The 15,919-nt window shown below is 73.8% G+C and carries 12 protein-coding genes; 7 read left to right on the forward strand and 5 right to left on the reverse strand.

All coding sequences use genetic code 11. The annotated features are described in order from the left end of the window. Positions 1-3: 3 nt before the first annotated feature. The 3 genes from ACI2LW_RS12705 to ACI2LW_RS12715 are packed head-to-tail and all read right to left on the reverse strand — an operon-like array spanning position 4 to position 4,570. Positions 4-954: a hydroxymethylglutaryl-CoA lyase gene (locus ACI2LW_RS12705; protein ID WP_404731192.1), complete on the reverse strand. Its 951-nt coding sequence runs from the start codon at positions 952-954 to the stop codon at positions 4-6. Further along, positions 951-2,939 (reverse strand): acetyl-CoA carboxylase biotin carboxylase subunit, encoded by a 1,989-nt coding sequence (locus ACI2LW_RS12710; RefSeq protein ID WP_404731193.1) that lies wholly within the window; start codon positions 2,937-2,939, stop codon positions 951-953. The genes ACI2LW_RS12705 and ACI2LW_RS12710 overlap by 4 nt, the downstream gene beginning before the upstream one ends. Positions 2,940-2,947: 8 nt before the next feature. Then, positions 2,948-4,570 (reverse strand): carboxyl transferase domain-containing protein, encoded by a 1,623-nt coding sequence (locus ACI2LW_RS12715; RefSeq protein WP_404731194.1) that lies wholly within the window; start codon positions 4,568-4,570, stop codon positions 2,948-2,950. A gap of 86 nt (positions 4,571-4,656) precedes the next feature. On the opposite strand from ACI2LW_RS12715, the gene ACI2LW_RS12720 reads away from it, so the two are divergent. The 4 genes from ACI2LW_RS12720 (at position 4,657) to ACI2LW_RS12735 (ending at position 8,575) form a co-directional block, all read left to right on the forward strand. Continuing rightward, positions 4,657-5,265: a TetR/AcrR family transcriptional regulator gene (locus ACI2LW_RS12720; protein WP_404731195.1), complete on the forward strand. Its 609-nt coding sequence runs from the start codon at positions 4,657-4,659 to the stop codon at positions 5,263-5,265. Positions 5,266-5,506: 241 nt separating this feature from the next. Next, positions 5,507-6,664, forward strand: coding sequence for an acyl-CoA dehydrogenase family protein (locus tag ACI2LW_RS12725; protein ID WP_404731196.1), 1,158 nt, complete (start codon positions 5,507-5,509; stop codon positions 6,662-6,664). Between the two features lie 46 nt (positions 6,665-6,710). Then, positions 6,711-7,583 (forward strand): acyl-CoA thioesterase II, encoded by an 873-nt coding sequence (gene tesB / locus ACI2LW_RS12730; protein ID WP_404731197.1) that lies wholly within the window; start codon positions 6,711-6,713, stop codon positions 7,581-7,583. Positions 7,584-7,588: 5 nt separating this feature from the next. Beyond that, positions 7,589-8,575 (forward strand): cation diffusion facilitator family transporter, encoded by a 987-nt coding sequence (locus ACI2LW_RS12735; RefSeq protein WP_404731198.1) that lies wholly within the window; start codon positions 7,589-7,591, stop codon positions 8,573-8,575. A 70-nt stretch (positions 8,576-8,645) separates the two neighbouring features. Here ACI2LW_RS12735 and ACI2LW_RS12740 read toward each other — a convergent pair whose 3' ends face one another. After that, the gene (locus ACI2LW_RS12740) at positions 8,646-9,437 is read right to left on the reverse strand and encodes a phosphatase (RefSeq protein WP_404731199.1); all 792 of its coding nucleotides are present in this window, start codon (positions 9,435-9,437) and stop codon (positions 8,646-8,648) included. A 131-nt stretch (positions 9,438-9,568) separates the two neighbouring features. Then, the gene (locus ACI2LW_RS12745) at positions 9,569-11,359 is read right to left on the reverse strand and encodes a helix-turn-helix domain-containing protein (RefSeq protein WP_404731200.1); all 1,791 of its coding nucleotides are present in this window, start codon (positions 11,357-11,359) and stop codon (positions 9,569-9,571) included. A gap of 269 nt (positions 11,360-11,628) precedes the next feature. On the opposite strand from ACI2LW_RS12745, the gene ACI2LW_RS12750 reads away from it, so the two are divergent. The 3 genes from ACI2LW_RS12750 to ACI2LW_RS12760 are packed head-to-tail and all read left to right on the forward strand — an operon-like array spanning position 11,629 to position 15,832. Beyond that, entirely contained in the window at positions 11,629-13,092 is a 1,464-nt protein-coding gene (locus ACI2LW_RS12750; protein ID WP_404731201.1) for a sodium:solute symporter, read from the forward strand. Positions 13,093-13,148: 56 nt separating this feature from the next. Continuing rightward, positions 13,149-14,117, forward strand: a complete 969-nt coding sequence (gene speB / locus ACI2LW_RS12755; protein WP_404731202.1) for an agmatinase — start codon at positions 13,149-13,151, stop codon at positions 14,115-14,117. Positions 14,118-14,140: 23 nt separating this feature from the next. Continuing rightward, positions 14,141-15,832, forward strand: coding sequence for a thiamine pyrophosphate-binding protein (locus ACI2LW_RS12760; RefSeq protein ID WP_404731203.1), 1,692 nt, complete (start codon positions 14,141-14,143; stop codon positions 15,830-15,832). The last annotated feature ends 87 nt before the right edge of the window (positions 15,833-15,919 follow it).

The following is a 15,919-nucleotide window of genomic DNA, read 5'->3' on the forward strand; positions in this document are numbered from 1 at the left end:
TGATCACTGCTCCTTGTGGGACAGGGCGCGTACGGTGCGGGACGGGCTGGGTCGGCCCAGATGGGCGGCCATCCACACGCTTGTGGCGACGAGACGGCCGAGGTCGACCCCGGTGTCGATGCCGAGGCCCTGCAGCATCCAGACGAGGTCTTCGGTGGCGAGGTTGCCGGTCGCGGACTTGGCGTAGGGGCAGCCGCCGAGGCCTCCGGCGGAGGCGTCGACGGTGGTGACCCCGTGTTCCAGTGCCGCGTAGGTGTTGGCCAGTGCCTGGCCGTAGGTGTCATGGAAGTGCACGCCGATCACATGGGTCGGCACGCCCTCCTCGTTGAGCGCGGAGAGGAGTTCGAGGACATGGCCCGGGGTCGCGACCCCGATCGTGTCGCCCAGGCTCAGCTCGTCGCAGCCCATGTCCAGGAGCGCCCTGCACACGCGCACGACCTGGTGGACGGGGACCGCGCCCTCCCAGGGGTCGCCGAAGCACATCGAGACATAGCCGCGCACATGGGCGCCCGTCTCCTTGGCGCGGGCCACCACCGGCGCGAAGACGCCGAGCGACTCGTCCACCGTCCGGTTGAGGTTGGCCTTGGCGAAGGACTCGGTCGCGCTGGCGAAGACGGCCACCCGGTCCGCGCCCAGCGCCAGCGCGCGGTCGAGCCCGCGCCCGTTGGGCACCAGGACCGGCAGGTGCACGCCCTCGAGCTCCTTGACGAGCGGGAACAGCTCCTCCGCGTCCGCCAGTTGGGGCACCCACTTGGGGTGGACGAAGCTCGTCGCCTCGATGGTCGTCAGGCCCGCGTCGGCCAGGCGGCGGATGAACTCCGCCTTGATCTCCGTCGGGACGGCCAGCCGCTCGTTCTGCAGGCCGTCGCGGGCGCCCACCTCGTGGATCCGCACCCGCTGGGGCAGGTCCGGGGCCGGGACGACCATCGGCAGGGCGGGTTCCGGGGTGCTCATGCCGTCTCCTCCCTCTCCCTCTCCGTCGCGCCGGCCGGTCCGGCTCCGGGCGCGTGCTCCTCGTGCTCCTCGTGCGGGGCGATCACCGCGAGGACCTGGTCCATGGCGACGGTGGTGCCCGGGGTGACGTCCAGTTCGGTGACGGTGCCGGCGTGCGGGGCGGAGACGACGTGCTCCATCTTCATCGCCTCGACCACCAGCAGGCTCTGGCCCGCCTCCACCTCGTCGCCGACGGCCACCTTCACCACCGTGACCGTGCCGGGCATGGGCGCGGTCAGCGAGTCGGCGCCGGAGTGGGCCGCCCGGGTCAGCGACGCGGCCACCGGGTCGTGGTCGCGCACGTGCCAGGCCTCGCCGTCGCGGCCGAGCCAGTCGGCGGCGCGGTGGAAGGTGTGGCGGACACCGTCCAGGGTGACCGAGACCGTGCCGGCGGTGACCGTGTGGGTGCCGCGCGGGGTGTGCTCCACCGGCTCGTGCACCCGCAGCGGGAAGCTCACCGGCTTCGGCTCGCCGCCCATCCGCCAGCCGCTCGGCACCGAGAACGGGTCGGTCCAGCCCTCGCCCTTCGGGCGCAGCGCCTCCAGCCGGACGGCGGCGGCGGCCTCGTAGACCTCTTCCGGCACGTCGGCGGTGACCAGCTCGTCGGCCACCCGCTCGACCAGCCCCGTGTCCAGCTCGCCCGCCACGACCGCCGGATGGGCCAGCAGCCGGCGCAGGAAGGCGGCGTTGGTCTGCACGCCCAGGGTGACCGTGTCCGCCAGGGCCGCGCGCAGCCGGCGCAGCGCGGTGGCCCGGTCCGGGCCGTGCGCGATCACCTTGGAGAGCATCGGGTCGTAGAGGCTGCCGACCTCGGTGCCCTCGCTCAGCCCGGAGTCGGTGCGCACGCCCTCGCCCCGCGGCTCGCGCAGCATCAGCACCGTGCCGCCCGAGGGGAGGAACCCGCGCGCGGGGTCCTCGGCGCACAGCCGGGCCTCCACGGCGTGCCCGGTGAGCCGGATGTCCTCCTGGGCGTACGGCAGCCGTTCGCCCGCCGCGACCCGCAGCTGCCACTCGACCAGGTCGAGCCCGGTGATCAGCTCGGTGACCGGGTGCTCCACCTGGAGCCGGGTGTTCATCTCCATGAAGTAGTACGACGACGGGTCGCCGCCCGGCACGATGAACTCCACCGTGCCCGCGCCCCGGTAGCCGCAGGAGCGGGCCGCCTGGACCGCGGCCTCGCCCATGGCGGCCCGGGTCTCCTCGTCGAGGAGCACGCTCGGCGCCTCCTCGACGATCTTCTGGTGCCGGCGCTGCAGGGAGCACTCGCGCTCGCCCAGGTGGATCACCCGGCCGTGGCCGTCGGCCAGCACCTGGATCTCGATGTGCCGGGGCCGGTCGACCCAGCGCTCCACGAGCAGGGTGTCGTCGCCGAAGGAGGCGCGCGCCTCCCGCCGGGCGGCGGCGATCTCCTCGGCCAGCAGGCCGGCGTCCCGCACCAGCCGCATGCCCTTGCCGCCGCCGCCGGCGGAAGGCTTGAGCAGCACCGGCATGCCGATCTCGCGGGCCGCGGCGGCCAGTTCGCCGTCGGACAGCCCCGAACCGCTCGACCCGGGGACGACCGGCACCCCGGCCGCCCGGACGGTCTCCTTGGCGCGGATCTTGTCGCCCATCAGCGAGATCGCGTCCGCGGGCGGCCCGACGAAGACCAGCCCGGCGTCCTCGCAGGCGCGCGCGAAGTCCGCGTTCTCCGCGAGGAAGCCGTAGCCCGGGTGCACGGCCTGGGCGCCCGTGCGGGCGGCGGCCTCGAGGAGCCGCTCGGCGGACAGATAGCTCTCGGCCGCCGGAGCCGGACCGATCCGCACCGCTGTGTCGGCCTCGCGGACGTGCCGGGCGTCGGCGTCGGCGTCGGAGTGCACCGCGACCGAGCGCACGCCCAGCGCCCGGAGCGTGCGGATCACGCGGACCGCGATCTCGCCCCGGTTGGCCACCAGAACTGTGTCGAACATGGTCCCCCTCACATCCGGAAGACGCCGAAGCCGTCCGCCTTGGGCGGCAGCGGGGCGTTGGCGCACGCGGTCAGCGCCAGGCCCAGCACCTGGCGGGTGTCCATCGGGTCGATGACGCCGTCGTCCCACAGGCGGGCGGTGGCGTAGTAGGCGTTGCCCTGGCGCTCGTACTGGGCGCGGATCGGGGCCTTGAAGGACTCCTCCTCCTCGGCGCCCCACTCCTCGCCGCGCGCCTCGAGCTGGTCGCGCTTGACCGTCGCGAGCACGGAGGCGGCCTGCTCGCCGCCCATCACCGAGATCTTGGCGTTCGGCCACATCCACAGGAAGCGGGGCGAGTACGCCCTGCCGCACATCGAGTAGTTGCCGGCGCCGTACGACCCGCCGACGACGACCGTCAGCTTGGGCACCCGGGTGCAGGCGACCGCCGTGACCATCTTGGCGCCGTGCTTGGCGATGCCGCCGGCCTCGTAGTCCCGGCCGACCATGAAACCGGAGATGTTCTGCAGGAACACCAGCGGGATGCCGCGCTGGTCGCACAGCTCGATGAAGTGCGCGCCCTTCTGGGCGGACTCGGAGAAGAGGATGCCGTTGTTGGCGACGACGCCCACCGGGTGGCCGTGGATCCGGGCGAAGCCGGTTACCAGGGTCTGCCCGAACTCCGCCTTGAACTCCGCGAAGCGCGAGCCGTCCACCACCCGGGCGATGACCTCGCGCACGTCGTAGGGCGTGCGGGAGTCGACCGGGACGGCGCCGTACAGCCCGGCCGGGTCCACCTTCGGCTCGGCCGCCGGCTCGACGGACCACGGCGGCCGCGGCTGCCCGGGGAGCGTGGCCACGATGTCGCGCACGATGCGCAGCGCGTGGGCGTCGTCCTCGGCGAGGTGGTCGGTGACGCCGGAGGTGCGCGCGTGCACCTCGCCGCCGCCGAGCTCCTCGGCCGTGACGACCTCGCCGGTGGCCGCCTTCACCAGCGGCGGGCCGCCCAGGAAGATCGTGCCCTGGTTGCGGACGATGACGGCCTCGTCGCTCATCGCCGGGACGTACGCCCCGCCCGCCGTGCAGGAGCCGAGCACGGCCGCGATCTGCGGGACGCCGGCGCCGGACATGCGGGCCTGGTTGTAGAAGATCCGGCCGAAGTGGTCGCGGTCCGGGAAGACCTCGTCCTGCATGGGCAGGAAGGCGCCGCCGGAGTCGACGAGGTAGACGCACGGCAGCCGGTTCTCCAGGGCCACCTCCTGCGCGCGCAGGTGCTTCTTCACCGTCATCGGGTAGTAGGTGCCGCCCTTGACGGTGGCGTCGTTGGCGACGACCACGCAGGTGCGCCCGCTGATCCGGCCGATCCCGGCGATCACCCCGGCCGCCGGGGCCTGCCCGTCGTACATGCCCTCGGCCGCCAGCGGGGCCAGCTCCAGGAAGGGCGAGCCGGGGTCGAGGAGGGTGTCCACCCGGTCGCGCGGCAGCAGCTTGCCGCGCGCGGTGTGCCGGGCGCGGGCCCGCTCGCCGCCGCCCTGCCGGGCCGCGGCGAGCCTGCCGCGCAGTTCGTCGACGAGGGCGCGGTGCGCCGACTCGTTGGCCCGCCAGGCCGCCGACGCGGGATCGGCCGCGCTCGTCAGCTCCGGTGCCTGTTGCATCCTGCGGTCCCCTCACGGTGTTAATGAGCGTTAACGCATTTCCCACAGGTTAACGACCGCTAACCTCCCTGTCTAGAATTGCCTCCATGGCCACGAGAACCGACGCCCCGACCCGCCGCGAGCAGATCCTCAAGGAGGCCGCCCGGCTCTTCGCCGAACGCGGCTTCCACGGCGTCGGCGTGGACGAGATAGGGGCCGCCGTCGGCATCAGCGGACCGGGGCTGTACCGGCACTTCGCGGGCAAGGACGCGATGCTCGCGGAGCTGCTCGTCGGGATCAGCGGTCAGCTGCTGACGGGAGCCAGGCGGCGGCTGGCGGAGGCCGAGGGGGTGGCCGGCCCCGGGGAGGTCCTCGACTCCCTCATCGAGGGGCACATCGACTTCGCGCTCGACGACCGTCCCCTCATCACCCTGCACGACCGTGAGCTGGACCGCCTGCGGGACAGCGACCGCAAGCTGGTGCGCCAGCTCCAGCGCCAGTACGTGGAGCTGTGGGTGGGGGTGGTGCGGGAGCTGTACCCGGGGCTGGCGGAGCCGGTGGCCCGCTCGGCGGTGCACTCGGTGTTCGGGCTGCTGAACTCCACGCCCCACCTGGGGCGCCCGGGCTCGCTGCCGGGCCGCTCGGCGACGGCCGCGCTGCTGCACCGGATGGCCCGGGGCGCCTTCGCCTCGGTGGCCCCGGCCGCGGAGGACTGAGGGGGCGGGCGGAGGGCTGAGCGGGCGCGCGGGGCACGTTTCGCGCCGGGGCGGGCGCGCGGTCGCGTGTGCCCGGCGCGCCCGGCGCCCGACCCGCCCGGGGCTTGCCCGCCCGGGCCCCCGCCGCCGTGCCGGGCGTGACGTGCGTTACGGCTGCCGCTTCTTTACGGGTGAGCCTACTGATCGGTACGTTTGTGTGAGCAAGCGCTTGGACAGTGCCGAAGTACGTGGAGGTGGCGGCGTGCGCCGTACGGTGTTCAACGAGGATCACGAGGCGTTCCGGGAGACCCTTCGCGCCTTCATCGAGGCCGAGGTCGTGCCCGTCTACGACGAGTGGTTCACGCAGGGCATCGTGCCCCGCGAGTTCTACTACAAGCTCGCCGAGCTGGGCCTGTTCGGGATCAACGTGCCCGAGGAGTTCGGCGGCGCGGGGATCGAGTCGCACAAGTTCGAGGCCGTCCAGTACGAGGAGACCGCCCGCGCGGGCGTCACCTTCGGCGGCTCGGGCGTGCACGTCCTGCTCGCGCTCCCCTACATCAAGATGCTCGCCACCGACGAGCAGAAGAAGCGCTACCTGCCCAAGTTCGTCTCCGCCGAGGAGATGTGGGCCATCGCGATGACCGAGCCGGGCACCGGCTCCGACCTCGCCGGCATGAAGACCACCGCCAAGCTCTCCGAGGACGGCACGCACTACGTCCTCAACGGCGCCAAGACCTTCATCACCGGCGGTGTGCACGCCGACCGGGTCATCGTCTGCGCCCGGACCTCCGCCCCGACCGCCGAGGACCGCCGCTTCGGCATCTCCCTGTTCGCCGTGGACACCAAGTCCGAGGGCTACTCCGTCGGCCGCAAGCTGGACAAGCTGGGCCTGCGCACCTCCGACACCGCCGAACTGGCCTTCGTCGACGTCAAGGTGCCGGTCGAGGACCTGCTGGGCGAGGAGAACAAGGGCTTCTACTACCTCGGCCACAACCTGGCCTCCGAGCGCTGGGGCATCGCCTTCGGCGCCTACGCCCAGGCCAAGGCCGCCGTCCGGTTCGCCAAGCAGTACGTGCAGGAGCGCACCGTCTTCGGCAAGCCCGTCGCCCACTTCCAGAACACCAAGTTCGAGCTGGCCGCCTGCCAGGCCGAGGTGGACGCGGCCGAGGCGGTCGCCGACCGCGCGACCGAGGCCCTGGACGCCGGCGAGCTGACCCCGGCCGAGGCCGCCTCCGCCAAGCTGTTCTGCACCGAGGTCGCCCACCGCGTGATCGACCGGTGCCTGCAGCTGCACGGCGGCTACGGCTACATGAACGAGTACCCCATCGCCCGCCTGTACGCGGACAACCGCGTCAACCGCATCTACGGCGGCACCAGCGAGATCATGAAGACGATCATCGCCAAGGACATGGGCCTGTAGGGTCCCCGGACACCCCCAGGAAAACCGTGCACGATACAACTGACATATGAGTCAGGCACTGAGGTCCCTGCTCGATCTGCTCGACCTCGAGCGGATCGAGCAGGACATCTTCCGCGGCCGTTCCCGCTCCGCCGTCGTCCCCCGGGTCTTCGGCGGGCAGGTCGCCGCGCAGGCGCTCGTCGCCGCCGGGCGCACGGTCCCCGCCGACCGGCAGGCGCACTCGCTGCACGCCTACTTCCTGCGCCCCGGCGACCCCGGCGCGCCCATCGTCTACACGGTGGACCGCATCCGCGACGGCCGCTCCTTCACCACCCGGCGGGTCGTCGCGGTCCAGCACGGGCAGCCGATCTTCCACCTCTCGGCCTCCTTCCAGGCGTACGAGGAGGGCCTCGACCACCAGGCCCCGATGCCCCCCTCGGCCGACCCGGAGACCCTGCCGACCTCCCAGGAGCGCATGCGCGGCTACGGCCATCTGCCCGCCGAGGTCGTCGAGCGCTTCCTCGAGGCCCGTGAGGCCGTCGACCTGCGCTACGTCGACGAGCCGCCGTACGGCCGGTACGGCGAGCCGCGCGAGCCGCACTCCCAGGTGTGGTTCCGCACCAACGGCAAGCTCGACGACGACCCCCTGCTGCACGTCGTCCTCGCCACCTATGTCTCCGACATGACGCTGCTGGACTCCGTGCTGCTCGCGCACGGCCGCGGCGGCTGGGCGGTCGGCGACGTGGTCGGGGCCTCGCTGGACCACGCCATGTGGTTCCACCGCCCCTTCCGGGCCGACGAGTGGCTGCTGTACGACCAGGAGTCGCCCTCCGCGCACGGCGGCCGGGGACTGGGCCAGGCCCGCATCTACACGCAGGACGGCCGGCTGGCCATCTCGGTGATCCAGGAAGGCGTGGTCCGCGTACCCCGGGAACACTGAGGGGCATGGCGGACACCGCGCGGGAAACGGCACAGCGGGACACCGGCGACGGCGAGAGCACCTTCACGGTGATCGTCGCCGCCCTGGCCAACCTCGGCATCGCACTGGCCAAGGCGATCGCCGGAGTGATCAGTGGCTCCAGCGCGATGCTCTCCGAGGCCGCCCACTCGGTCGCGGACACGGTCACCGAGGTGCTGCTGCTCACCGCGCTCAAACGCAGCGGGAAACCCGCCGACGAGGACCACCCCCTCGGCCACGGGCCCGAACGCTATGTGTGGGCGCTGCTCGCCGCCGTCGCCACCTTCGTCGGCGGCGCGGTCTTCTCCCTCTACGACGGCGTCCACACCCTCGTCCAGGGCGAGGACCTCGGCGACCCGCTGGTCTCCTACCTCGTGCTCGCGGTGGCCTTCGTGCTGGAGGGGTTCTCGCTGCGCACCGCGGTGCGGCAGACGCACGGCGAGGCGGCCCGGCTGGACGTGCCCTTCGGCCGCTATCTGCGGCGCACCCCCGACACGGCGGTCAAGGCCGTGGTCATGGAGGACTCCGCCGCGCTGGCCGGCCTGCTGCTGGCGGCGGGCGGACTGCTCGGCGGGCAGCTCACCGGCTCCGGGGTCTGGGACGGCATCGCCTCGCTGTGCATCGGCGCGCTGCTGCTGTACGTCGCCTGGGTGCTGGGCCGGTCCAACGCCGAACTGCTCATCGGCCGGGCGCTGCCCCGCTCCACCCGGGAGCGGATCCGCGCCGAGCTGCTGGCGGTGGAGCACATCGAGGCGGTGCTGGAGCTGACCACGCTGGTGCAGGGCCCGCGGGAGGCCCTGGTGGCCGCCAAGGTCGACTTCCGGGACGTGTCCACCGCCGCCCAGATCGAGTGGGCCTGCGAACAGGCCGAGCAGCGGCTGCGCGAGGCGTTCCCGGCGATCAGCCGGGTCTACCTGGACCCCACCCCGGGCCACGCCCAGCGCCGCACGGAGGGCCTGAACCCCTGGCCGTGAGCGGGGCGCCGCGCGGGGCCAGGTGCGGGGCCCCCGGCGCGCGGGCTGTCACCGGTCCCGTCCCCGGCCGCTACCGCGCCAGGCCCGCCTGGTCCAGCAGGTACGCCGTCATCGGGTCGTAGTACCGGGGGCTGACCACGTGGTCGTCGAGGGGCACGGTCACCTGGAGGGTGCCCTCGGCCTCGGCGAGGAAGAGGGCCGGGTCGTTGCAGTCGGCGTAGCCGACCGCGTCCACCCCGTGCTGACCGGCGTAGCCGGCCCAGCCGTGGTCGGCGACGACCAGGTCGGGCAGCGGGCGGCCCTCGCGCTCCAGGCCGGTGAGGATGGCGCGCATGGGCTGCCCGGAGTGGGTGTGCCACAGCGTGGCGCCGTGCTCCAGGACCGCGACGTCCGCGAACTGCATGACGTAGCCCTCGTCCGTCTGCAGCCCGTCGGGTATGACGACGATCTCGCACCCCGCGGCGCGCAGCGCGGCGGCCGTGGCGCGGTGCACGTCCAGCAGGCCGCCGGGGTGCCCGGTGGCCAGCAGCACCCGCTGCCGTCCCTCGGCCGCCTTGCGCAGCCGGCCCGCCAGCCGCTCCAGGGCGTCCACGGTCAGCTCCGGGTCGATGGTGTCCTGGCCGTGGCGGTGCGCCGGGTCGTCGCTGACGCCGGCCCGCTCGGCCATCACCGCGAGCACGTCCTGCTCGTCGCTCCAGCGGTCGCCGAGTTCCAGGCCCAGCCAGTAGTTGCGGTCGCCGTTGGCGAGCTTGCGGTAGTGGGAGAGGTTGTTCTCGCGGGGGGTGGCGACGTCCCCGGCGATACGGGTTCTGACGAGGTGGTCGACGAGCTCGGCGCGGCTGGGTGTCCCGGGAATCGGCATGGTCCCCATTGTGGTGCAGCCGCCGGGGTCCGTGGTCGCCGTCCCGGCCGCTGGGACAGGGGTCACGCCACGCCTGTGGCGCGGGAAAGCGGGGCGTGCCATGCCTGCGGCGCGAGGCGCGAGGCACGCGGTCAGCCGCGGCGCAGCGCGAACCACAGCTCCATGCGCACGTCGGGGTCGTCGAGGTCGGCGTCGAGCAGCGCGGCGCAGCGGGCGATGCGCTGGCGCACGGTGTTGCGGTGCACGGCCAGCGCGACCGCGGTGCGGTCCCAGCTGCCGTGCAGCGACAGCCAGGTGCGCAGCGTCTCGGTGAGCGCGGGCACCGCCGCGACGGGCTCGAGGAGCGCGCGGGCGTGCGCCTCCGCCTCGCCGGGCGGCAGCAGGTCGGCCAGGCCGCGGCCGGCTCCGTGCCGGACCAGGGCGGTGCGGGTGGCGCGGGCCCGGGCCAGGGCGCGGGCCGCCTGGGCGTCGGCGGCCGGCCAGTCGCCCGGCGCGACGGCCGCGCTCACGCCCAGGGTCCAGCCGGGCTGCGGCGCCGGTTCGCGCCCGGCGGGCACCAGGACCCGTACGACGCCGTCCGCGAGGTCGACCAGCGCCGAGCCGAGGGCCGCGCCCAGCGCCGAGGCGGCCACCGCGTCCGCGGCCTGCGCGTCGGGCCGCGCGTGCACCACCATCCACCCCCCGCCGCCGAGCAGCGGGGCCACCTCCTCGGGCGCGGCGCCCAGCAGCAGCCGTACCAGCGCCGAGGAGCGGGCCGCGCCGGCGCCGCTCTGGTGCTCCCCGGTGAGCAGGGAGAGCAGGACGGCGGCCACCGAGGCGATGGTGTGGTCGCCGGGGTCGCGGTGCGGGGAGGCGACGGCGAGCACGAAGCCCTGGCCGCTGCCCAGCGCGTAGGCGGCGAGGTGGCTGCCGCCGGCGGTGTCGGTGGCGGAGGTCGGCGCGGGACGCCCGGCGGGCGCGGCCCGGGCGGCGGCGGTGTGGACGGGGGAGGCGGGGACGGCGGAGGCGGGGGAGGCGGTGCGGCCGGACGGCGTGGAGCGGGTGGCGCCGGTGGGTCCGGCGCCGGCGCCGGTGGCGGGAACGGCGCCGGCGGCGGGCGCGGGGCGGACCACGGCCGCCAGCGCGGCGAGCGCCCGCGCCACCTGGTCGGACTGCTCGCGGCCCGCCGCGGCGATCAGCGTGCCGTCGGGCCCGTACAGCACCGCCCGGCCCCCCACCCGCTGGGCCAGCTGCCGCAGCACGGAGGGGACCGGGTCCTGGCGGGAGGCCGCGGCGGCCAGGCTCTGCTGGGCCTCGGTGACCCGGCGCAGTTCGGCGAGGCGGGCCTGCGCCATCAGCTGCCAGACGGCGCGGGCGACGCCCGAGAAGGTGGTCCGCGGCGGGACCTCGAGCAGCGGCAGGCCGTGCGCGTCGCAGGCGGCCGCCAGCGCGGGCGGCACGGCGTCGTGCACCGGCGCCAGACCGAAGCCGAGGGCCGCCCCGCCCGCCGCGGTGATCCGGGCGGCGTAGTCGTCGAAGTAGGTGCTCGCCGGGTCGCCGAGCACCTCCCGGGGCACGTGCACGCCCGCCGTCAGCAGCAGCTCGCCGCCCAGCAGGTAGGGGTAGGGGTCGGCCATCTCCGAGGTGTGGGCCCAGTGGATCACGGTGTCCCCGTCCGGGCCCGCGATCCGGCGCAGGCCGAGGTCCTCGCGGGCCAGCAGCGCCGACAGCGGGACCGGCGGAGTGGGCGGCACCGCCGGGGCGGACGGCGCCTGGGAGGCGGACGGGGCCGCGGACCGGGCCGGGGCGGCTGACGGGGCCGGGGAGGCCGAAGCGGCGGGGGCGGCGGGGGTGGCGGGGGCGGCGGACGAGGCCGAAGTGGCTCCGGAGGTCGGCGGGACCGGGGAGGCGGAGGGGGCCGACGGCGCGTGAGTGTCCGGCATGATGTGCGTTCCCTCCATTCCGGTCCGGTCGAATGGATGAAACGTACACTTCGCAGTCGCTTTCCGGCCACCTACTGTCGAGGGCGGACCGGCAGCCGCGGGTACGGGCGGATGTCCCCGCGGATCCTGGCCGGCGTCCCGCTCCCCCTCAGGAGCACCCCGCTCCCCATCAGGAGCACCCCGCTCCGGCGGAGCACCCCGCTCCGCAAACAGGAGCACCCCGCGTCTTTGCACGACACGCCACCGGGATGTGCGCGAAGGAGGGCCCCATGGCCGTCGACTACACAGTGATCGTCGTCTATCTGGCCGGCATGCTGGCCATGGGCTGGTGGGGCATGCGCCGCGCCAGGTCCAAGAGCGAGTTCCTGGTGGCCGGCCGCCGCCTGGGACCCGCCATGTACTCCGGCACCATGGCCGCGATCGTGCTCGGCGGCGCCTCCACCATCGGCGGCGTGGGCCTCGGCTACAAGTACGGCCTGTCCGGCGCCTGGATGGTGTTCACCATCGGCCTCGGCCTGCTGGCACTGTCGGTGTTCTTCTCCGCCCGCATCGCCCGGCTGAAGGTCTACACCGTCTCCGAGATGCTCGACCTGCGCTACGGCGGCCGGGCCGGCGTCATCTCCGGTGTCGTCATGTGGGCGTACACCCTGATGCTCGCCGTCACCTCCACCATCGCCTACGCCACGATCTTCGACGTGCTGTTCGACATGAACCGCACCGTCGCGATCATCCTGGGCGGCTCGATCGTCGTCGCCTACTCCACCCTCGGCGGCATGTGGTCGATCACGCTGACCGACATGGTGCAGTTCGTGGTCAAGACGATCGGCGTGCTCCTGCTCCTGCTGCCCATCGCCGTCGTCAAGGCCGGCGGGTTCAGCGAGATGAAGGCGAAGCTGCCGACCGAGTACTTCGACCCGCTGGGCATCGGCGGCGAGACGATCTTCACCTACGTCCTGATCTACACCTTCGGCATGCTCATCGGCCAGGACATCTGGCAGCGGGTGTTCACCGCGCGCAGCGACCGCACCGCCAGGCTCGGCGGCACGGTGGCCGGAACCTACTGCCTGGTCTACGCCCTCGCCGGCGCCGTCATCGGCACCGCCGCCAAGGTGCTCTACCCGGACCTGGGCAGCGCCGACGACGCCTTCGCCACCATCGTCAAGGACGAGCTGCCCGTCGGCGTCCGGGGCCTGGTGCTGGCCGCCGCCCTGGCCGCCGTGATGTCGACCTCCTCCGGCGCGCTGATCGCCTGCGCCACCGTGGCCAACAACGACATCTGGTCGCGGCTGCGCGGCATCGTCCGGCCCGACGGCGAGCGGCACGACGAGGTCAAGGGCAACCGCGCCTTCATCCTGATCATGGGTGTCGCGGTGATCGTCACCGCGATCGCGCTGAACAACGTGGTCGAGGCGCTGACCGTCGCCTACAACCTCCTCGTCGGCGGACTGCTCGTGCCGATCCTCGGCGGCCTGCTGTGGAAGCGGGGCACCGTGCAGGGCGCGCTGGCCTCCGTGATCGTCGGCGGCCTGGCGGTCGTCGGGCTGATGGCGTCCTTCGGCATCCTCGCCAACGAGCCCGTCTACTACGGCCTGCTGTCCTCCCTGGTCGCCTACGTCGCCGTCTCCCTGGCGACCCGGCCCACCGACGAGGCGGTCCTGGCGGCCTGGCGTGAGCGCCTGGCCGGCCGCGGGGGCCCGGAACTCGCCACCGAACCGGTCCCGGCTCACCAGTAGAGTCGGGGCGAAAGCAGTACACGCGCGAAAAAGCGCGAGAAAGAAGGCATTTCACCATGAGCAGCAACGAGACGCCCCGCGGCCCGGTCGACTCCTCCCGCGTCCCGCGGTACGCCGGCCCCGCGACCTTCGCCCGGCTGCCCCGCCTGGACGAGGTCGGCACCGCCGACGTCGCCGTCGTGGGCGTGCCGTTCGACTCCGGCGTCTCGTACCGGCCGGGCGCCCGCTTCGGCGGCAACGCGATCCGCGAGGCGTCCCGGCTGCTGCGCCCCTACAACCCGGCGCAGGACGCCTCCCCGTTCGCCCTCGCGCAGGTGGCGGACGGCGGCGACATCGCGGTGAACCCGTTCAACATCAACGAGGCCGTCGAGACCATCGAGGCCGCCGCCGACGAGCTGCTCGGCACCGGCGCCCGCCTGATGACCCTCGGCGGCGACCACACCATCGCGCTGCCCCTTCTCAGGAGCGTGGCGAAGAAGCACGGCCCGGTGGCCCTGCTCCACTTCGACGCCCACCTCGACACCTGGGACACCTACTTCGGCGCCGAGTACACGCACGGCACCCCGTTCCGCCGCGCGGTGGAGGAGGGCATCCTCGACACCTCCGCCCTCTCCCACGTCGGCACCCGCGGCCCGCTGTACGGCAAGCAGGACCTCACCGACGACGAGAAGATGGGCTTCGGCATCGTCACCTCCGCGGACGTCTACCGCCGGGGCGCCGACGAGGTGGCCGACCAGCTCCGCCAGCGCATCGGCGACCGCCCGCTGTACATCTCCATCGACATCGACTGCCTCGACCCGGCGCACGCGCCCGGCACCGGCACCCCCGAGGCGGGCGGCATGACCTCCCGCGAGCTGCTGGAGATCCTGCGCGGACTGGCCTCCTGCAACCTGGTGTCGGCGGACGTCGTCGAGGTCGCGCCGGCCTACGACCACGCCGAGATCACCTCGGTCGCCGCCTCGCACACGGCGTACGAGCTGACCACCCTCATGAGCCGCCGGATCGCGGCGGACCGCAACGCCTGACACTCCCAGGGGACCGAAGAGCAGTGACCCACGACCACGACCTGGTACTCCGCCCGACGCCCGCGCAGATCACGGCGGCCCTGAACCCACCCCCCGGCCGCAACGGCGGGGACCTGGTCGTGGAGACCCTGACCGGGCTCGGCGCCACCACCGTCTTCGGCCTGCCCGGCCAGCACGCCCTCGGCATGTTCGACGCCCTGAGCCGCTCGGACCTGCGCTACGTGGGCCTGCGGGTGGAGAACAACGCGGGCTTCGCGGCGGACGCCTACGGCCGGATCACCGGCGAGGCCGCGCCGCTGCTGCTGTCGACCGGCCCGGGAGCCCTCACCTCCCTGGCCGCGCTCCAGGAGGCGGCGGCGGCCTCCGCGCCGGTCCTGGCGATCAGCAGCCAGGTCCCGACGGCCGGACTCGGCGGCGGACGCCACGGCTATCTGCACGAACTGCCGGACCAGGCCGCCTCGTTCCGGGGCGTGGTCAAGTCGGTCCACACGGTCCGCACCCCGTCCCAGATCCCCTCGGCCATCGCCGCGGCCTGGAAGTCGGCGCTCACCGTCCCGCACGGACCGGTGTGGGTGGAGATCCCGCAGGACGTGCTGCTCGCCGAGACCCGGCTGCCGGTGGTGACCGCGCTCGACGCCACCCCGGAGGAACTCCTCCCGCGCCCCGAACTGACCGCGGTCGCCGCCGAGCTGCTCTCCGGCGCCGAGCGGCCGGCGATCATCGCGGGCGGCGGAGTGGTGCGGGCCGACGCCTCCGGCAAGCTGCTCGCCCTCGCCGAGCGGCTGAACGCCCCCGTCGTCACCACCTTCGGCGGCAAGGGCGCCTTCCCCTGGGAGCACCCGCTGTCCCTGCAGTCCTGGCTGGAGGACCGGCACACCACCGACTTCCTGGAGGACGCCGACGTCCTGCTGGTGGCCGGCTCGGGACTGGGTGAACTCTCCTCCAACTACCACACGTTCAAGCCGCGCGGCCGGGTGATCCAGATCGAGGCCGACCTCGGCAAGCTGGAGTCCAACCACCCCGCGCTCGGCATCCACGCGGACGCCCGCCTCGCGCTGCAGGCGCTGCTGGAGACCGTCCGGGAGCGGCCGGACGCGAGCGCCCCCGGACGGGTGCGCGAGGTGCTGGGCAAGGTCCGCGAGCGCATCGCGGCGCAGCGACTGACCCTGGAGCAGGACGTGCTGGCCTCGGTCCGGCGCGCCCTGCCCGCCGGCTCCCCGTCCTTCTGGGACATGACGATCCTGGCCTACTGGGCCTGGTCGGCCTTCGACGCCCAGGGCCCCAACACCATGCACTCGGCGCAGGGCGCCGGCGGTCTCGGCTACGGCTTCCCCGCGGCCCTCGGCGCGGCGGCGGCCGACCCCACCCGCCCGGTGCTGGCGGTCTCCGGCGACGGCGGCGCGCTGTACTCGATCGCCGAGCTGGCCACCGCCCGCCAGTACGACCTGGACGTCACCTGGCTGATCGTCGACGACGGCGGCTACGGCATCCTGCGCGAGTACATGACCGACGCCTTCGGCCGGGCGACGGCGACCGAGCTGTCCCGCCCCGACTACGTGGCCCTGGCCGAGTCCTTCGGCGTGCCGGGAGTCCGCACGTCCCCCGAGACCCTGGAGACCGACCTGGCCAAGGCCCTGGCCGAGCCGGGCCCGTCGGTGGTCGTACTCCCCGCGCTCCTGCGCATGTTCGCACCGACCCACCTGGGCACGGGCTGATCACCCGATCGGCTGGTCGCGGTGGCCTCCAAGGGATATGTTCCGTGAGGTCGCAGGCGTCCCGGCCGGGCCGATGCCGGAGGCGGC

This window comes from Streptomyces sp. NPDC004065 (assembly GCF_044903565.1).
Taxonomy (GTDB): domain Bacteria; phylum Actinomycetota; class Actinomycetes; order Streptomycetales; family Streptomycetaceae; genus Streptomyces.